This window comes from Pseudomonas sp. Z18(2022) (genome assembly GCF_036346535.1).
Taxonomy (GTDB): Bacteria; Pseudomonadota; Gammaproteobacteria; order Pseudomonadales; family Pseudomonadaceae; genus Aquipseudomonas; species Aquipseudomonas yamanorum_A.
This window is the reverse complement of the sequence record NZ_JAOTOA010000013.1, coordinates 27,906-46,024: the sequence shown is the minus strand read 5'-3', so window position 1 is coordinate 46,024 and position 18,119 is coordinate 27,906. Positions and strand designations below refer to the sequence as shown.

Annotated in this window: 15 protein-coding genes; 9 read left to right on the top strand and 6 right to left on the bottom strand. The window is 61.8% G+C overall.

Annotated features, from left to right (window positions below; all coding sequences use genetic code 11):
* Positions 1–212: 212 nt before the first annotated feature.
* Entirely contained in the window at positions 213–926 is a 714-nt protein-coding gene (locus V3W39_RS22725; protein WP_330213373.1) for a tellurite resistance TerB family protein, read from the bottom strand.
* A gap of 168 nt (positions 927–1,094) precedes the next feature.
* Between V3W39_RS22725 and V3W39_RS22720 the strand changes: the two genes are divergently transcribed.
* The 9 genes from V3W39_RS22720 to V3W39_RS22680 all read left to right on the top strand — a co-directional run bounded on the left by V3W39_RS22720 (position 1,095) and on the right by V3W39_RS22680 (position 13,328).
* A complete protein-coding gene (locus V3W39_RS22720) occupies positions 1,095–2,006 on the top strand; it encodes a LysR family transcriptional regulator (RefSeq protein WP_003209548.1) in 912 nt (303 codons plus the stop codon).
* A 133-nt stretch (positions 2,007–2,139) separates the two neighbouring features.
* Entirely contained in the window at positions 2,140–3,597 is a 1,458-nt protein-coding gene (locus tag V3W39_RS22715; RefSeq protein WP_177046928.1) for a gamma-aminobutyraldehyde dehydrogenase, read from the top strand.
* 72 nt (positions 3,598–3,669) lie between these two features.
* Positions 3,670–4,821, top strand: coding sequence for a putative ABC transporter substrate-binding protein YdcS (ydcS, locus tag V3W39_RS22710; RefSeq protein WP_177046930.1), 1,152 nt, complete (start codon positions 3,670–3,672; stop codon positions 4,819–4,821).
* A gap of 194 nt (positions 4,822–5,015) precedes the next feature.
* Positions 5,016–6,050: an ABC transporter ATP-binding protein gene (locus tag V3W39_RS22705; protein ID WP_177046932.1), complete on the top strand. Its 1,035-nt coding sequence runs from the start codon at positions 5,016–5,018 to the stop codon at positions 6,048–6,050.
* Position 6,051: 1 nt separating this feature from the next.
* On the top strand, positions 6,052–6,981 hold the full coding sequence (locus V3W39_RS22700) for an ABC transporter permease (protein ID WP_003209552.1): 930 nt from the start codon (positions 6,052–6,054) through the stop codon (positions 6,979–6,981).
* Complete coding sequence (locus tag V3W39_RS22695) at positions 6,971–7,780, top strand: ABC transporter permease (protein WP_063032954.1); 810 nt, start codon at positions 6,971–6,973, stop codon at positions 7,778–7,780. Before V3W39_RS22700 ends, V3W39_RS22695 begins: the two co-directional genes overlap by 11 nt.
* 149 nt (positions 7,781–7,929) lie before the next feature.
* The gene (locus V3W39_RS22690; RefSeq protein WP_177077449.1) at positions 7,930–9,354 is read left to right on the top strand and encodes a gamma-aminobutyraldehyde dehydrogenase; all 1,425 of its coding nucleotides are present in this window, start codon (positions 7,930–7,932) and stop codon (positions 9,352–9,354) included.
* A 178-nt stretch (positions 9,355–9,532) separates the two neighbouring features.
* Positions 9,533–11,395 carry an NAD(P)-binding protein gene (locus V3W39_RS22685; RefSeq protein ID WP_330213372.1) on the top strand — a complete coding sequence of 621 codons (1,863 nt, stop codon included), beginning with the start codon at positions 9,533–9,535 and terminating at the stop codon, positions 11,393–11,395.
* A gap of 307 nt (positions 11,396–11,702) precedes the next feature.
* Entirely contained in the window at positions 11,703–13,328 is a 1,626-nt protein-coding gene (locus tag V3W39_RS22680) for a glucan biosynthesis protein D (protein ID WP_177046938.1), read from the top strand.
* Between the two features lie 45 nt (positions 13,329–13,373).
* Here the strand turns inward: V3W39_RS22680 and V3W39_RS22675 are convergent, their stop codons facing one another.
* The 5 genes from V3W39_RS22675 to V3W39_RS22655 form a co-directional block, all read right to left on the bottom strand.
* Positions 13,374–13,559, bottom strand: coding sequence for a hypothetical protein (locus V3W39_RS22675; protein WP_177046940.1), 186 nt, complete (start codon positions 13,557–13,559; stop codon positions 13,374–13,376).
* Positions 13,560–13,761: 202 nt separating this feature from the next.
* Entirely contained in the window at positions 13,762–14,253 is a 492-nt protein-coding gene (locus V3W39_RS22670) for an AAA family ATPase (RefSeq protein ID WP_330213371.1), read from the bottom strand.
* Between the two features lie 80 nt (positions 14,254–14,333).
* On the bottom strand, positions 14,334–15,440 hold the full coding sequence (locus V3W39_RS22665; protein WP_330213370.1) for an NADH:flavin oxidoreductase/NADH oxidase: 1,107 nt from the start codon (positions 15,438–15,440) through the stop codon (positions 14,334–14,336).
* Between the two features lie 151 nt (positions 15,441–15,591).
* Positions 15,592–17,301 carry a single-stranded-DNA-specific exonuclease RecJ gene (recJ, locus tag V3W39_RS22660; protein ID WP_330213369.1) on the bottom strand — a complete coding sequence of 570 codons (1,710 nt, stop codon included), beginning with the start codon at positions 17,299–17,301 and terminating at the stop codon, positions 15,592–15,594.
* A gap of 203 nt (positions 17,302–17,504) precedes the next feature.
* The gene (locus tag V3W39_RS22655; RefSeq protein ID WP_177046948.1) at positions 17,505–18,047 is read right to left on the bottom strand and encodes a YaeQ family protein; all 543 of its coding nucleotides are present in this window, start codon (positions 18,045–18,047) and stop codon (positions 17,505–17,507) included.
* Positions 18,048–18,119 lie beyond the last annotated feature (72 nt).

Below are 18,119 nucleotides of genomic sequence, written 5' to 3'. Positions count from 1 at the left end.
CGGGCCAGGGACGGGCCGTCGCGGCGGCCCGCGGAGACGGGCCGGAGTGCGGGCATGCCGAGCCTAAGCGAGGCACCGAGTGGTGGGGCAAAGACCTTTTGGTTACTTTTGGGGCGTTTGCCAAAAGTGACCCGCTGTAAGAGCGGAACCCTAAGTAGCCGTTACCGCAGCAACGGATATGTACTCAATCAATCAATCAATCAATCAATCAATCAACCAGCCACCACCTGCCGAACCTGCTTCTCAAGCTCAACCTTCAACCCCGGCTCCAACTTAAGCTGCCGCGCCAACTCATCGAGATAAGCCTTCTCCATGAAGTTCTCCTCATCCACCAACATCACACTGGCGATATACATCTCAGCCGCCATCTCCGGCGTACTGGCCGCCCGGGCAACATCAGCCGGATCCAGCGGCTTATTCAGCTCGGCATGCAACCAATGCTGCAACTCCTGATCATTATCCAGCTTCACAAACTCCCCTTCGATCAACTCACGCTCACGCTCATCCACGTGCCCATCCGCCTTGGCCGCCGCCACCAACGCCTTGAGAATCGCCTGGCTATGCAGCTCAACCTGAGCGGCCGGCAAGCGATCAATCGTCTGCGGCTCACCCCGGGGCGCACTGGCCTGCTGCGCCTGCCAATTGCCGTAAGCCTTGTAGGCAATCACACCCAGCGCGGCCAATCCGCCGTACGTCAGCGCCTTGCCACCAAACTTGCGAGCTTTCTTGTTCCCCAACAAAAGCCCCATAGCGCCGGCTGCCAAGGCGCCCCCGCCCGCACCACCGAGCAAGCTGCCCAACCCACCGCTGCCGAGCAGGCCGCCAAGGGACCCTTTATCCTCACCTTTCCGCTGCCCGCCAGCCTTGTTCTGCAACATGTCCTGGCCAGATTTGAGCAGTTGATCAAGCAATCCACGAGTATTCATTAACAGCCTCCAGAAACGCAGGTTCATAGGACCAATAGGCCCCCAGCGTAAAACTAAGTGCCAAAAACCCCCGATCTAGAGTGCTTCCAGATGTAACGCCCCTACCCCTCAATTAAAACGATATACACTCGAACAAATCTATAAAAACACCCCACTGGTAATTCCAGCATGATGACCTTGCGTCAAATCCGTCATTTCATCGCCGTGGCCGAGACCGGCTCGATCTCCGCCGCCGCCCAGACCGCCTTCATCTCCCAATCCACCCTGACCCTGGCGATCCAGCAACTGGAGCAGGAAATCGGCGTCAACCTGTTCAACCGCCACGCCAAAGGCATGACCCTGACCCACCAGGGCCACCAGTTCCTGCGCCAGGCGCACCTGATCCTGGCCACCGTCGACAACGCCAAGCGCAGCCTGCAACAGAGCACCGACCAGGTAGCCGGGCAGCTGATCATCGGCGTGACCAGCCTGGTGGCCGGCTATTACCTGGCCGATCTGCTCACCCGCTTCCAGCGCGCCTACCCCAATGTCGAAATTCGCGTGATGGAAGACGAACGCCCCTACATCGAACACTTGCTGGTCAGCGGCGAAATCGACGTCGGCGTGCTGATCCTCTCCAATCTCGAAGACCGCCACGCCCTGCAGACCGAAGTGCTGACCCACTCACCCCATCGCCTGTGGCTACCGGCCCAGCACCCGCTGCTGGAACACGACAGCATCAACCTCGCCGATGTAGCCCGCGAGCCACTGATTCAGTTGAACGTCGACGAAATGGGCCACAACGCCCAGCGCATGTGGACCGGCGCCGGCCTGCAACCTCGCGTCACATTGCGCACAGCCTCGACGGAAGCCGTGCGAAGCCTGGTCGCCGCGGGCCTGGGCGTGTCGATCCAGCCGGACATGACCTACCGTCCCTGGTCGCTGGAAGGCGACATCATCGAGGCCCGGCCGATCGCCGATCTCAGCCAGACCCTCGACGTGGGCCTGGCCTGGCGCCGGGGCACGGCACGCCCGGCGCTGGTGGACCCGTTCCTGACGGTGGCGCGCGAACAGCCCCACCCACGCAAGCCATCTATTTAATCGAATGCTGCTTTCAGTATTTAGTATTTGTTGACCTCGCGCCTGACCTCTAGTCTCTGCTCATCCCATAAGAGAAGGTCAGGCGCCTCGTACGAGAACAGCCATGACCACACAAGAAAAGAGATCGCGAAAAATGTCTGGCGCGCCCACACCGCTGCTCACTGCGTTGCTGATCGACGGCGAACTGGTCGCAGGCGAAGGTTTTGTCGAGCCGATCATCAACCCGGCCACCGGTGAAATCCTCACCCACATCGCCGAAGCCAGCACCGAACAGGTTGAAGCCGCGATCCTGGCCGCCCACCGCGCCTTTGCCGGCTGGTCACGGACCACGCCCCAGCAGCGTTCGAACATTCTCCTGGGCATCGCCGATGCCATCGAAAAACAAGCCGACTACCTCGCCCGCCTGGAGTCGCTGAACTGCGGCAAGCCGTTGCACCTGGCGCGCCAGGACGACTTGAGCGCCACCGTCGATGTGTTCCGTTTCTTCGCCGGCGCCGTGCGCTGCCAGACCGGGCAACTGAGCGGTGAATACCTGCCGGGCTACACCAGCATGGTGCGCCGCGATCCGATTGGCGTGGTCGCCTCGATCGCGCCATGGAATTACCCGCTGATGATGGCCGCCTGGAAAATCGCCCCGGCCCTGGCCGCCGGCAATACCCTGGTGTTCAAGCCGTCGGAACACACGCCGCTGTCGATCCTGGCCCTGGCCCCCGCGCTGAGCCAACTGTTGCCGCGCGGGGTGATCAACATTCTGTGTGGCGGCGGCGAAGGCGTCGGCAGCCATTTGGTCAGCCACCCGAAAGTGCGCATGGTCTCGTTGACCGGCGATATCGTCACCGGGCAGAAAATCCTCCAGGCCGCCTCCAAGACACTTAAGCGCACCCACCTGGAACTGGGCGGCAAGGCCCCGGTGATCGTGTGCAACGACGCCGACCTGCAAGCCGTGGTCGAAGGCGTGCGCGCCTACGGTTATTACAACGCCGGCCAGGACTGCACCGCCGCGTGCCGCATCTACGCCCAGGCCGGCATCCACGACAAATTGGTGGCCGACCTCGGCGCCGCCGTCAGCAGCCTGCGGTTTGCCGGCAAGCGTGATGCCGACAACGAACTCGGCCCGCTGATCAGTACGCGCCAGCGCGACCGCGTGGCCAGTTTTGTCGAGCGTGCCCTCGGCCAGCCGCATATCGAACGCATCACCGGTGCCGCCGTGCATTCCGGCGCCGGGTTCTTCTACCAGCCAACGTTGCTGGCCGGTTGTAAACAGAATGATGAAATCGTGCAGCGCGAAGTGTTCGGCCCGGTGGTCACCGTGACCCGCTTCGATGAACTGGAACAGGCTGTGGACTGGGCCAACGACTCGGAATATGGCCTGGCCTCTTCCGTCTGGACCCAGAACCTGGACAAGGCCATGCAGGTTGCATCGCGCCTGCAATACGGCTGCACCTGGATCAACAGCCATTTCATGCTGGTCAGCGAAATGCCCCACGGCGGCTTGAAGCGCTCGGGGTATGGGAAAGATCTGTCCAGCGATTCGCTACAGGACTACAGCGTGGTGCGGCACATCATGGCGCGCCACGGCCAGCATCTTTAAAACAACAACTACGCTCATGCACCACCTGCTGCAAAAACTGCCCCGACCATAATTAAAGAAGAGGGAACCCCCATGTCTGCGCACAAGACCGCACTGCTCAGTGCCCTGACCACCGCGCTGCTGGCCAGTGTCAGCATCCAGGCCGCCGAACCGCTCAAGGCGGTGGGTGCCGGTGAAGGCCAGTTGGATATCGTCGCCTGGCCCGGCTATATCGAACGTGGCGAAAGCGACAAGAACTACGACTGGGTCACCGGTTTCGAGAAAGAGACCGGCTGCAAGGTCAACGTCAAGACCGCCGCCACCTCCGACGAGATGGTGAGCTTGATGGCCAAGGGCGGCTACGACCTGGTCACCGCGTCGGGCGATGCCTCGCTGCGGCTGATCGGCGGCAAGCGCGTACAGCCGATCAACACCTCGCTGATCCCCAACTGGAAGAACATCGACCCGCGCCTCAAGGATGCGCCGTGGTACGTGGTGGGCCAGCAGACGTACGGCACGCCGTACCAGTGGGGCCCGAACGTGTTGATGTACAACACCAACGTGTTCAAGACCGCGCCCACCAGCTGGAACGTGGTGTTCGACGCGCAGAACCTGCCGGACGGCAAGCCGAACAAAGGCCGCGTGCAGGCCTATGACGGCCCGATCTACATCGCCGACGCGGCGCTGTACCTCAAGGCCACCAAGCCGGAACTGGGCATCCAGAGCCCGTACGAGCTGACCGAAACCCAGTACAAGGCCGTGCTCGACCTGTTGCGCGCCCAGCAGCCGTTGATCCACCGCTACTGGCACGACACCACCGTGCAAATGAGTGACTTCAAGAACGAAGGCGTGGTGGCCTCCAGTGCGTGGCCGTATCAGGTCAACGGCCTGGTGAACGAAAAACAGCCGATCGCCTCGACCATTCCGAAGGAAGGCGCCACCGGCTGGGCGGACACCACCATGTTGCACACCGACGCCAAGCACCCGAACTGCGCCTACAAATGGATGGATTGGTCGCTGCAGCCGAAGGTCCAGGGTGACGTGGCCTCGTGGTTCGGTTCGTTGCCGGCGGTGCCTGCCGCGTGCAAGGAAAGCGAATTGCTCGGCGCCGAGGGTTGCAAGACCAACGGTTTCGACCAGTTCGAGAAGATCGCCTTCTGGAAAACCCCGCAGGCTGAGGGCGGCAAGTTCGTGCCGTACAGCCGCTGGACCCAGGATTACATCGCGATCATGGGCGGCCGCTAAGCCCTTGGGGCCGCTTCGCGGCCCAACGCAGCCTCGTACCTCGGCAGCTGCTACGCGACCTCAATAAAACATCGCCTGCGCTCGACAGCGCCTACGCCGAATGTAGGAGCTGTCGAGTGAAACGAGGCTGCGAATTTGCGCACCGCCTCGGATTTGATTTTTATCCAAAACGCGCCTTTTTGGAGCACCGCACCATGACGCTTGCAGTCCAATTCACCCACGTTTCCCGTCAGTTCGGCGAAGTGAAAGCCGTTGACCGGGTTTCCATCGATATCCAGGACGGCGAGTTCTTCTCCATGCTCGGCCCTTCCGGCTCGGGCAAAACCACGTGCCTGCGCCTGATAGCCGGTTTCGAACAACCGAGTGCCGGTTCCATCCGGATTCACGGCGAGGAAGCCGCCGGCCTGCCGCCGTATCAGCGCGACGTGAACACTGTGTTCCAGGACTACGCGCTGTTCCCCCACATGAACGTGCGGGACAACGTGGCCTATGGCCTGAAAGTCAAAGGCGTGGCCAAGACCGAACGCCTCAACCGCGCCGAAGAGGCCTTGGGCATGGTGGCCCTCGGCGGCTACGGCGACCGCAAGCCGGTGCAACTCTCCGGCGGCCAGCGTCAACGTGTGGCCCTGGCCCGCGCACTGGTCAATCGCCCTCGCGTTTTGCTGCTCGACGAGCCCCTTGGCGCACTCGACCTGAAACTGCGGGAACAGATGCAAAGCGAGCTGAAGAAGCTGCAACGCCAGCTCGGCATCACCTTCATCTTCGTGACCCACGACCAGACCGAAGCGCTGTCGATGTCCGACCGCGTGGCGGTGTTCAACAAGGGCCGCATCGAACAGGTCGACACCCCGCGCAACCTGTACATGAAGCCCGCCACCACCTTCGTCGCGGAATTCGTCGGCACCTCCAACGTGATTCGCGGTGAACTGGCGCAACGCTTGAGCGGTAACCCGCAGCCGTTCTCGATCCGCCCGGAACACGTGCGTTTCGCCGAAGGCCCGCTGGGCACTGGCGAAGTGGAAGTCAGCGGCCTGCTGCATGACATCCAGTACCAGGGCAGCGCCACGCGCTATGAACTGAAACTGGAAAACGGCCAGGCCCTGAACATCAGCCAGGCCAACAATCAATGGCTGGACACCACCGCCGGGCATCAGGTCGGCCAGTCCATCACGGCACGCTGGGCGCGGGAAGCCATGACGCCGCTGACCGACATCGCAGGCGAGGTGTGACATGAGCCTGGCCCTGTCCCAACCCCCGATGCGCAGGTTTTCCAACCTGCTGTACAAGAAGCCCAACCTGTACCTGTCGCTGCTGCTGGTGCCGCCGCTGATCTGGTTCGGCGCGATCTACCTGGGTTCGTTGCTGACCCTGCTGTGGCAAGGCTTCTACACATTTGACGACTTCACCATGGCGGTGACGCCGGACCTGACCCTGGCCAACTTCGCCGCGCTGTTCCAGCCGTCGAACTTCGACATCATCGTGCGCACCTTGAGCATGGCGGTCGTGGTGTCCATCGCCAGCGCCATCGTCGCGTTCCCCATCGCCTACTACATGGCGCGCTACACCACGGGCAAGACCAAGGCGTTTTTCTACATCGCGGTGATGATGCCGATGTGGGCCAGCTACATCGTCAAGGCCTACGCCTGGACCCTGCTGCTGGCCAAGGGCGGCGTGGCGCAGTGGTTCGTGCAGCACCTGGGCCTGGAGCCGGCGCTGCAATTCATCATGGGCATTCCCGGCGTGGGCGGCAGCACCTTGAGCACCTCGCACCTGGGGCGGTTCATGGTGTTTGTGTACATCTGGCTGCCGTTCATGATTCTGCCGATCCAGGCCTCGCTGGAGCGTTTGCCGCCGTCGTTGCTGCAAGCCTCGGCAGACTTGGGCGCCAAGCCGCGCCAGACCTTCATGCAGGTGATTCTGCCGCTGTCGGTGCCAGGGATTGCGGCGGGTTCGATCTTCACGTTCTCGCTGACCCTGGGGGACTTCATCGTGCCGCAACTGGTGGGCCCGCCAGGCTACTTCGTCGGCGGCATGGTGTACGCCCAGCAAGGTGCCATCGGCAACATGCCCATGGCTGCGGCGTTCACCCTGGTGCCGATCGTGCTGATCGCGGTTTACCTGTCCATCGTCAAACGTCTGGGGGCCTTCGATGCACTCTGAAAAAGCTTCATGGAGTCTCAAGATCGCGGCCTGGGGTGGGTTGGTTTTCCTGCACTTCCCGATCCTGATCATCTTCCTCTACGCCTTCAACACCGAAGAAGCGGCGTTCAGCTTTCCGCCCCAGGGCTTCACCCTGAAGTGGTTCAGCGTGGCCTTCTCGCGGCCGGACGTGCTGGAAGCGATCAAGCTGTCGCTGCAAATCGCGGCCATTGCCACGCTGATTGCGATGGTGCTCGGCACCCTGGCCTCGGCGGCGTTGTATCGCCGAGAGTTCTTCGGCAAGCAGGGCATCTCGCTGATGCTGATCCTGCCGATTGCGCTGCCTGGGATCATCACCGGTATCGCCTTGCTCGCGACCTTCAAGACGCTGGGCATTGAACCAGGGATGTTCACCATCATCGTCGGCCACGCGACCTTCTGCGTGGTGATCGTCTACAACAACGTGATCGCCCGTTTGCGCCGCACTTCCCACAGCCTGATCGAAGCCTCGATGGACCTCGGTGCCGACGGCTGGCAGACCTTCCGCTACATCATCATGCCCAACCTCGGCTCGGCATTGCTGGCCGGCGGCATGCTGGCGTTCGCACTGTCGTTCGACGAAATCATCGTCACCACCTTCACCGCCGGCCACGAGCGCACCTTGCCGCTATGGCTGCTCAACCAGTTGAGCCGGCCACGGGATGTGCCGGTTACCAACGTGGTGGCGATGCTGGTGATGATCGTGACGATGTTCCCGATCCTGGGTGCCTATTACCTGACCCGCGGCGGCGAAAGCGTGGCCGGTAGTGGCGGTAAATAATTGCCACTGACGAAACCGGATCCACTGTAGGAGCTGGCTTGCCAGCGATGGCGGTATCACCTGACACACCGCCATCGCCGGCAAGCCGGCTCCTACAAGTGACGCTGGTTTCGGCAGGGGAAACGATGCAGCTTTAAGAGGACTGAACCATGCAAACCAAACTGCTGATCAACGGCCAACTGGTCGAAGGCGAAGGCCCGGCGCAGCCGGTGTTCAACCCGGCACTGGGCCGGGTGCTGGTAGAGATCAAGGAAGCCAGCGAAGCCCAGGTCGACGCAGCCGTGCGCGCCGCCGACAGCGCCTTTGAAGGCTGGTCCCAGACCCCGCCCAAAGACCGCTCGCTGCTGCTGCTCAAACTCGCCGACGCCATCGAAGCCCATGGCGAAGAACTGGCCAAGCTGGAGTCGGACAACTGCGGCAAGCCCTACAGCGCCGCGCTGAACGACGAGATCCCGGCGGTCGCCGACGTGTTCCGCTTCTTCGCCGGCGCCAGCCGCTGCATGAGCGGTTCGGCCGGCGGTGAATACCTGCCGGGCCACACCTCGATGATCCGCCGCGACCCGGTGGGCGTGATTGCCTCCATCGCGCCGTGGAACTACCCGCTGATGATGGTCGCCTGGAAAATCGCCCCGGCCCTGGCCGCCGGGAATACCGTGGTGCTCAAGCCGTCGGAACAAACCCCGCTGACCGCGTTGCGTCTGGTGGAACTGGCCGCTGAAATTTTCCCGGCCGGTGTACTCAACCTGGTGTTTGGCCGTGGGCCGACCGTGGGCAGCCCGCTGGTGAATCATCCGAAAGTGCGCATGGTGTCGCTGACGGGTTCGATTGCCACCGGTGCCAATATCATTTCCAGCACCGCCGACAGCGTCAAACGCATGCACATGGAACTGGGCGGCAAGGCACCAGTGATCATCTTCAACGACGCCGATATCGACGCGGCGGTTGAGGGCATTCGTACCTTTGGTTTCTACAACGCCGGCCAGGATTGCACCGCGGCCTGCCGGATTTATGCACAGGCCGATATCTACGATGCCTTCGTCGAAAAGCTCGGCGCGGCCGTCGCCAGCATCAAGTACGGTTTGCAGGATGACCCGGCCACCGAGTTGGGCCCGCTGATCACCGCGCAGCATCGCGACCGTGTCGCCGGCTTTGTGGAGCGTGCCGTGGCGCAATCCCACATCCGCCTGATCACCGGCGGCAAGGCGGTGGAAGGCAACGGGTTCTTCTTTGAGCCGACGGTATTGGCCGATGCGCAGCAGGACGATGAAATCGTGCGCCGCGAGGTGTTCGGGCCAGTGGTTTCGGTGACGAAGTTTAATGACGAGGCCCAGGTATTGGGCTGGGCCAATGATTCGGACTACGGCCTGGCCTCATCGGTGTGGACCGCCGATGTCGGCCGCGCCCACCGCCTGGCTGCCCGCCTGCAATACGGCTGCACCTGGGTGAATACCCACTTCATGCTGGTCAGCGAAATGCCTCACGGCGGTCAGAAACTGTCTGGCTATGGCAAGGACATGTCCATGTATGGCCTGGAGGACTACACCACCGTTCGCCATGTGATGTTCAAGCACTGACCCATAACCCCTGTCGAAGCGAGCTCACTGTGGCGAGGGAGCTTGCTCCCGCTGGAGTGCGCAGCGCTCCCAGGATTTTTGGGGCCGCTACGCAGCCCAGCGGGAGCAAGCTCCCTCGCCACAACGGCCCGCCCCCACAGGGGATCTCCTCATAACAATAAATAATTCGCAGGTTCCCATGGATATCACCCGCCGCGACTTCCTCAACGGCGTCGCCATCACCATTGCCGCCGGCATGACGCCCCTGCAACTCCTCCAGGCCGCTCCCGATGGCCGCTACTACCCGCCCGCCCTCACCGGCTTGCGCGGCAGCCATGTCGGCTCATTCGAAATCGCCCACCAGATGGGCTGGGAAAAGAAGGCCTTCGACACCGATAAACTGCCCATTACCGAAGACTACGACCTGGTGGTGGTCGGCGGTGGCTTGAGCGGTTTGTCGGCGGCGTGGTTCTACCGTGAGAAGCACCCGAAGGCGAAGATCCTGATCCTGGAAAACCACGACGACTTCGGTGGCCACGCCAAGCGCAATGAATTCCAGGCCGGTGGCCGGATGATCATCGGTTACGGCGGCAGCGAAGCGTTTCAGTCGCCGAATCATCTTTACAGCAAAGAAGTAAACGGACTGTTGAAGAAACTCGGGGTAAACATCAAGCGCTTCGAGACCGCGTTCGACCGCCAGTTCTACCCGGGCCTGGGTTTGTCCCGCGGGGTGTTCTTCGACAAGGAAAACTTCGGCGAAGACAAACTGGTCACCGGCGACCCGACACCGATGGTCGCCGACGACATCGCCCCGGACCAACTGCACGCGCGCTCCATCAGCGACTTCATCAATGACTTCCCGTTGCCGCAGGCCGACCGCCAGGCGCTGATCGCCCTGCACGTCGCGCCCAAGGATTACCTGCCGGGCAAATCCGCCGAGGAAAAGGAAGAATATCTCGCCGCCACCAGCTACCGCGATTTCCTGCTCAAGGACGTGGGATTGTCGGAAGGTGCGGTGAAGTACTTCCAGAGTCGCACCAACGACTTCATGGCCTTGAGCATCGATGCCGTGGCGTCGGCCGATGCCTACAGCGTGGGTTTCCCGGGTTTTGGCGGGATGAATCTCGCGCCCATCAGCGAAGAAGCTGCAGCGGAAATGGAAGAGCCTTACATCTACCACTTCCCCGACGGCAACGCCTCGCTGGCACGCTTGCTGGTGCGCAGCCTGATTCCGGCCGTGGCGCCCGGACACACCATGGACGACATCGTGCTGGCACCGTTTGACTACGCCAAGCTCGATCAACCCAAGACACCGGTGCGGGTACGCCTTAACAGCACGGCGGTGAGTGTGCGTAACGTCGGTGACGGCGTGCACATCGGCTACAGCCGTGGCGGCCAACTCGCACAGGTGCGTGGCAAGCGCTGCATCCTGGCCTGCTACAACATGATGGTCCCGTACCTGCTGCGGGACCTGCCGGCGCCACAGGCCCAGGCCCTGAGCCAGAACGTGAAGTACCCGCTGGTTTATACCAAAGTGGTGGTGCGCAACTGGACGTCGTTCCAGAAGCTGGGGGTGCATGAGATCTACGCGGCCACCCAGCCCTACAGCCGGATCAAGCTCGACTACCCGGTGAGCATGGGCGGTTACGAGCACCCGCGTGACCCGACGCAGCCGATCGGTTTGCACATGGTGTACGTGCCCACCAGCCCCAACAGCGGCATGAACGGCCGCGACCAGGCCCGCGCCGGGCGGGGCAAGCTGTACGGGCAGACGTTTGAACAACTGGAAGCGCAGTTGCGAGATCAACTGCAACGCATGCTCGGCCCGGGCGGTTTCAACCACCAGACCGACATTCTGGCGATCACTGTCAACCGTTGGTCACACGGTTATGCGACCTTCTCCAACAGCTTGTTTGACGATGCCGATGAAAGCGAAAAACTGAAGAACCTGGCGCGCAAGCCGGTGGGGCATGTGAGCATCGCCAACTCGGATGCGGCGTGGAGTGCGTATGCCCATGCGGCGATTGATGAGGCATATCGGGCGGTAGGTGAAGTGGGCTGAAACACCCATCCCTGTAGGAGCTGGCTTGCCAGCGATGAGGCCCTCACCCCTTGTGCTGTCAGTGCGAGCGCCATCGCTGGCAAGCCAGCTCCTACATTTAGTCCAGGTTCAGTCCATGGAAACGTCTTGTTTCATATGCAACGCCATCAACCCGCCATCAATCATTTTTCCTTCCGCACCGAACCGCTTAAGCTATTTGGCATCTGTTTAATGTCCGTTGCGTTTGGCCGAAGGCATGTCCGAACCGTTTTTCTTGATCCAGCACGTGCCAGGAACGGCGCGGGATTGTTCACGACAGGTTGTATTTATGCACCGTAGGAATTTGCTCAAAGCGTCCATGGCCATTGCGGCTTACACCGGTCTGTCGGCCAGTGGCCTGCTGGCCGCTCAAGCCTGGGCGGGCAATCGCGCTGCCGATGGCGAGGCTCAGGCTTTCGATTTCGAAGCCCTGAAGATCCAGGCCAAGCAACTGGCCAGCAATCGCTACCAGGACACCAAGCAGGTGCTGCCGCCGACCCTGGCGACCATGACCCCGCAGAATTTCAATGCCATCGGCTACGACGGCAAGCATTCCCTGTGGAAAGAGTTGAACGGCCAACTGGACGTGCAATTCTTCCACGTCGGCATGGGTTTCAAGACGCCGGTGCGCATGTACAGCGTCGACCCGAAAACCCGCCAGGCCCGCGAGGTGCACTTTCGCCCTTCGCTGTTCAACTATGAAAAAACCACGGTGGACACCAAGCAGCTGACCGGCGACCTGGGTTTCTCCGGCTTCAAGCTGTTCAAGGCCCCGGAACTGGACCGTCACGACGTGCTGTCCTTCCTCGGCGCCAGCTACTTCCGGGCGGTGGATTCCACCGGCCAGTACGGCCTTTCCGCACGCGGCCTGGCCATCGACACCTACGCGAAAAAGCGCGAGGAGTTCCCGGACTTCACCAAGTTCTGGTTCGAAACCCCGGACAAGGACAGCACCCGTTTCGTGGTCTACGCCCTGCTGGACTCGCCGAGCGCCACCGGTGCCTACCGCTTCGATATCGACTGCCAGGCCAACCAGGTAGTGATGGCTATCGACGCCCATATCAATGCGCGTACCGCTATCGAACAGTTGGGCATCGCCCCGATGACCAGTATGTTCAGTTGCGGCACCGTTGAGCGGCGGATGTGCGACACCATCCACCCGCAAATCCACGACTCGGATCGCCTGGCCATGTGGCGCGGCAATGGCGAGTGGATCTGCCGCCCGCTGAACAACCCGGCCACCCTGCAATTCAACGCCTTTGCCGACACCGACCCGAAAGGCTTCGGCCTGGTGCAGACCGACCATGAGTTCGCCAGCTACCAGGACACCGTGGACTGGTACAGCAAGCGTCCAAGCCTGTGGGTAGAACCGACAACTGCGTGGGGCGAAGGCTCGATCGACCTGCTGGAAATTCCTACAACCGGCGAGACCCTGGACAACATCGTGGCCTTCTGGACCCCGAAAAAGCCCGTGGCGGCCGGCGAGTCCCTGAACTACGGCTACAAGCTCTACTGGAGCGCCCTGCCGCCGGTCAGCACGCCGCTGGCACAGGTCAACGCGACCCGTTCAGGCATGGGCGGCTTTACCGAAGGCTGGGCACCGGGCGAGCATTACCCCGAGGTGTGGGCGCGGCGTTTTGCCGTGGACTTCAACGGCGGCGGGCTGGATCGGTTGCCTGAAGGCACCGGGATCGAACCGGTGGTGACCTGCTCCCATGGTGAGGTCAAAGACTTCAGTGTGTTGGTGCTGGATGCCATCAAGGGCTATCGGATTCTGTTTGACTGGTACCCCACCAGCGACAGTGTCGAGCCGGTTGAACTGCGACTGTTCATCCGCACCCAGGACCGCACCTTGAGTGAAACCTGGCTGTACCAGTACTTCCCACCCGCGCCAGACAAGCGTAAGTACATCTGATAGCGAACGTTCCCACGCGTGCGTGGGAATGCCCCTTCGGCGTGCTCAGAACCGCGAAATACTTTTCATCGCCCCAATCAAGTACCGCATCGCCACCTGATCACTCTCGGTGAGGGCGCGGTACTGCTCCAGCAATTGCTCCTCGTCCGAACTCAAGCGCCTGCCTCGCAACGACAGCCTTCGGGCCAGAAAGGACGATAAAACCCCCGCTACACCATAAGACTTGGCCATGGACTGTCTCCTCGTGTCAGTCAACTGCTCCTGGTTGCCCATAACCTTGTCCCGCGATGTGCGATGCCAGCGACGGCCCCACAGACTGACTTCCTGGGCCAGAAATCAGACTTACTGTAAGCGTAGAAACTATCTTGCCGGGCGTGAGAGTTTTTTAGAGTAATCACTTAAAAAACTGCTTACAGGGCAATGACCTACAGCCTTATCCCACATTATTTTGCGACGCCTCATGGCGAATGACGCTGAACCCCTCTTCTACACGGGGCGCTTCGAAATAGCCGGTGATCAGGTCAAACTGGGCGTCACTGGTTTCAAATGCGTGGGTGCCGGCGGCATTGCGCGCACGCAGACGTGCCTTGCAGACCGCGTCCGGCACATCCAGGTAATGCAATTGGTGGTCAACGCCTGCGCCTTCGAACAAGGAGCGCATCCAGCGGCGACTGGCCAAGGTGTTGGCGGGAAAATCCAGCACCACCGAAACACCGGCTTTGAGCAAGGAAATGATATGCGCCGTCAACGCATCACGCAGGAGGCCAGTGCAGCGCACATAGTCGCCAAGGGCCTGGATCTGCCCGGGATAGAGCCGAGCCAGCCACTCATCCTCGCTGATCAATACCGCCTGGGGTCCCTGGGACAATTGCTGGGTCAGGGTCGATTTGCCGGATGCGATTTTGCCGCAGATCAGGTGCAACATAGGTTTCTCCGGTGTGAGGCCAATAAAAAACCCGCCGGATCAACGGCGGGTTTTCATGTTTACCACGATTGCCGTACAGATCAATCCCGCAGATCCGACTCATGAATCGGCTGGTCCCTGTGGGTCGCCCGCTGGTATTGCGCCGGCCAGATCGCCTTGCGCCCACCGAGGTCATCGTCGGCATGCAGTGGCCAGTAAGGATCACGCAACAGTTCACGGGCGAGGAAAATGATATCGGCCTGGCAGGTGCGCAGGATGTGCTCGGCCTGAGCCGGCTCGGTAATCATGCCCACGGTGCCGGTGGCGATCCCTGACTCTTTGCGCACACGCTCGGCGAAGCGGGTCTGGTAACCGGGGCCGGTAGGAATTTCCGCATTGGCGGCGGTGCCACCGGAAGAGACGTCGATGAGGTCCACGCCCAGATCTTTCAGGCGACGCGCCAGTTCCACGGTTTCATCCGGGTTCCAGCCGTCTTCGACCCAATCGGTGGCCGACACCCGCACAAACAGCGGCAGCTCCTGCGGCCAGGCTTCACGCACCGCCGTGGTCACTTGCAGCACCAGGCGGATACGGTTTTCGAACGAGCCGCCGTACTGGTCTTGGCGTTGGTTGCTCAGGGGCGAGAGAAACTGATGCAACAGGTAGCCATGGGCCGCATGGATTTCCGCCACTTTAAAACCGGCGGTCAGCGCTCGCTTGGCGGCCGCGACAAAGTCAGCGATCACTTGCTGGATCTGCCCTTCGTCCAGTTGCTTGGGTGAGGTGTGCTGCGGGTCGAAGGCAATGGGCGATGGACCCACCGGCACCCAGCCGCCGTCTTCCGGCTTGACGCTGCCGTGCTTGCCGATCCACGGCCGGTGCGTACTGGCCTTGCGCCCGGCGTGGGCCAGTTGGATGCCCGCCACCGCGCCCTGGGCGTTGATAAAACGGGTGATGCGTTGCAGGGGTTCGATCTGTTCGTCGTTCCACAGCCCAAGGTCTTGGGCGGTGATGCGGCCATCGGCGGTCACGGCGGTGGCTTCGGTGAAGATCAGCCCGGCGCCGCCGACGGCACGGCTGCCGAGGTGCACCAGGTGCCAGTCATTGGCCAGGCCATTGACGCTGGAATACTGGCACATCGGCGACACGGCGATGCGGTTGAGCAGGGTCAGTTGGCGCAGGGTATAGGGTTCAAGCAGCAGACTCATGGGGCACCTCTTTTATGCAGTGGGCAGGCTCCAGGGTTCTGTTTGAACGGTCGACGAAAAACCCGTCCCCGGCGGGCTGAAATAAGACAAGGTCACAAGACCGATCACACAGTGCTTAGAGACTAGTCGACAACAGAGGATTGCACAGGGTTCAGCGCGGCTCGATGTGGGCAATCATCAATTGCACGGTTTCCTGGCCACGGAACTCGTTCACGTCGAGCTTGTAGGCCAGTTCCACCCAGCGAATGGTGGGGTTGGGCCAGATTTCACGGTCGATACCAAACGCGATGCCATCCAGTTTCACCGAACCGCATTCACTCTTGAGCACCACTTTCAGGTGACGCTCGCCGACCACCCGCTGCTCCACCAACTGGAACACCCCGTGGAACAACGGCTCGGGGAAATGCTGGCCCCACGGCCCGGCGTTGCGCAGGGCGCGGGCCAGTTCCAGGTGAAATTCTTCAACCGCCAGGGTGCCGTCGGACAGCAGCCGGCCCGTCAGGTCTTCTTCACGCAGTTGCCGGCGCACTTCGGCGTCAAAGGCTTCGGCGAACAGCGGGAAATTGGCCTCGGGCAACGTAAGACCTGCCGCCATGGCGTGACCGCCGTACTTGGCGATCAGTGTCGGATGCTGGCTGGCCACCACGGCCAGCGCGTCACGGATATGGAAGCCCGGCACAGAACGCCCGGAGCCCTTGAGCAAGCCGTCGCCGGCATCGGCAAAGGCGATGGTCGGGCGGAAGTAGCGCTCTTTCATCCGCGAGGCGAGGATGCCGATGACGCCCTGGTGCCATTCCGGGTCGAACAGGCACAAGCCATACGGCATCGACTCCACCGGCAAGTCCTTGAGCTGGGCCAGGGCCTCGCGCTGCATGCCTTGCTCGATGGATTTACGGTCCTGGTTCATGCCATCCAGTTGCGCGGCCATTTCCCGGGCAGCGGCGAAATCCGTGGTGAGCAGGCATTCGATGCCCAGGCTCATGTCATCCAGGCGACCGGCAGCGTTCAGGCGTGGGCCGAGGATAAACCCGAGGTCGGTAGAGGTGATGCGGGCGTGATCGCGCTTGGCCACTTCGAGGATCGCCTTGATCCCGGGCCGTGCGCGACCGGCGCGAATGCGTTCCAGGCCCTGGTAGACGAGGATGCGGTTGTTGGCGTCCAGCGGGACCACGTCGGCCACGCTGCCCAGGGCAACCAGATCCAGCAGTTCGCCGATGTTCGGCTGCGGCTTGTTCTCGTACCAGCCCAGGCTGCGCAAACGCGCGCGCAGGGCCATCAGTACGTAGAAGATCACGCCGACACCGGCCAGGACCTTGCTGGGAAATTCACAGCCCGGCTGGTTCGGGTTGACGATGGCGTCGGCCGCCGGCAATTCATCGCCCGGCAAGTGGTGGTCGGTGACCAGCACCTTGAGCCCCGCCGCTTTCGCCGCCGCCACGCCTTCGACGCTGGAGATGCCGTTGTCCACGGTGATCAGCAGCTGTGGCTGGCGCTGCAGGGCCACGGCGACGATTTCCGGGGTCAGGCCGTAGCCGTATTCGAAGCGGTTGGGCACCAGGTAGTCGACATGCGCGGCACCCAGCAAGCGCAGGCCCAGGGTGCCCACGGTGCTCGCGGTGGCGCCGTCGGCGTCGAAGTCACCCACGATCAGGATCCGCTGGCGCTGCTCCAAGGCCGTCACCAGCAGGTCCACGGCGGCATCGATACCCTTGAGCTGCTGATACGGGATCAGCCGCGCCAGGCTTTTATCCAGCTCGGCTTCCGATTGCACCCCGCGTGCGGCGTAGAGACGGGTCAACAACGGTGGCAATTCACCGAGGAATGGCAGGACGGCGGGCAACGGGCGAGGATCGATACGCATGGGGTGACGGAAGCTTCTCTTTAATACAGCGTTGAAAATTAATGCTGAAAACAGCGGTGGTCCCTTGTGGGAGCTGTCGAGCCCCGGCGAGGCTGCGATAGGGTCACCTCGGTGTACCTGTCAGACCGCAGCGCCTGCATCGCAGCCTCGCTAAAGCTCGACAGCTCCCACACTCGACCAGCGTCCAATCAGTTATCGACGTTTCAGTCGCGCTCGCCGACCAGCCATTCCAGCTGGACTTCGTGCTGGCCACGGTCGTCGGTCACGAAGATAGTGCCCTCGCTGATCATCACGTCCCACTTGATCACCCGTGGCATGTCCTTGGCCAGGACTTCCAGGATTTCCTGGGGGACGGCGGCGATGCTCACGTTTTTCAGGTTTTTCGCCACCGGCACCACTTTGCCTTCCCAGACGCGCAAGCTGCCGTAGGCCAGCAACGTGGTGCGTTCGGTACGGCGCGAACACCAGGTCAGGCGGTCGGCATCCGGCTGGCCGACTTCGATCCAGTGCAGGACGCGATCATCCAGGCTTTTTTCCCACAATGCCGGCTCGTCTACATCTGACAGGCCACGACCAAAAGACAACTGCTCGTTGTAGAAAAGGGCGTAGGCCAGCAAACGCACGGTCATGCGCTCTTCGGTTTCCGAAGGATGGCGGGCAATGGTCTGCTTGACGCTCTCGTACACCGAACGATCGAGGTCGGTGAGGTTGAGTTCAAACTTGTAGGTCGTGGACGGCTGGGCCATGAACGGACTTCTAGAGACAGGGAAAGGCGGCAAGTCTAACCGATGGCGAGGTGATTCAACGAATCCTGCGCT

Bases quoted from the DNA above. Each gene is read 5' to 3' on its own strand.
- V3W39_RS22695 (WP_063032954.1), top strand. From the start codon at position 6,971: ATGCACTCTGAAAAAGCTTCATGGAGTCTCAAGATCGCGGCCTGGGGT.
- recJ (WP_330213369.1), bottom strand. From the start codon at position 17,301: ATGCGTATCGATCCTCGCCCGTTGCCCGCCGTCCTGCCATTCCTCGGT.
- V3W39_RS22685 (WP_330213372.1), top strand. From the start codon at position 9,533: ATGGATATCACCCGCCGCGACTTCCTCAACGGCGTCGCCATCACCATT.
- V3W39_RS22700 (WP_003209552.1), top strand. From the start codon at position 6,052: ATGAGCCTGGCCCTGTCCCAACCCCCGATGCGCAGGTTTTCCAACCTG.
- V3W39_RS22675 (WP_177046940.1), bottom strand. From the start codon at position 13,559: ATGGCCAAGTCTTATGGTGTAGCGGGGGTTTTATCGTCCTTTCTGGCC.
- V3W39_RS22705 (WP_177046932.1), top strand. From the start codon at position 5,016: ATGACGCTTGCAGTCCAATTCACCCACGTTTCCCGTCAGTTCGGCGAA.
- V3W39_RS22715 (WP_177046928.1), top strand. From the start codon at position 2,140: ATGTCTGGCGCGCCCACACCGCTGCTCACTGCGTTGCTGATCGACGGC.
- V3W39_RS22680 (WP_177046938.1), top strand. From the start codon at position 11,703: ATGCACCGTAGGAATTTGCTCAAAGCGTCCATGGCCATTGCGGCTTAC.
- V3W39_RS22690 (WP_177077449.1), top strand. From the start codon at position 7,930: ATGCAAACCAAACTGCTGATCAACGGCCAACTGGTCGAAGGCGAAGGC.
- ydcS (WP_177046930.1), top strand. From the start codon at position 3,670: ATGTCTGCGCACAAGACCGCACTGCTCAGTGCCCTGACCACCGCGCTG.
- V3W39_RS22670 (WP_330213371.1), bottom strand. From the start codon at position 14,253: ATGTTGCACCTGATCTGCGGCAAAATCGCATCCGGCAAATCGACCCTG.
- V3W39_RS22725 (WP_330213373.1), bottom strand. From the start codon at position 926: ATGAATACTCGTGGATTGCTTGATCAACTGCTCAAATCTGGCCAGGAC.
- V3W39_RS22665 (WP_330213370.1), bottom strand. From the start codon at position 15,440: ATGAGTCTGCTGCTTGAACCCTATACCCTGCGCCAACTGACCCTGCTC.
- V3W39_RS22720 (WP_003209548.1), top strand. From the start codon at position 1,095: ATGATGACCTTGCGTCAAATCCGTCATTTCATCGCCGTGGCCGAGACC.
- V3W39_RS22655 (WP_177046948.1), bottom strand. From the start codon at position 18,047: ATGGCCCAGCCGTCCACGACCTACAAGTTTGAACTCAACCTCACCGAC.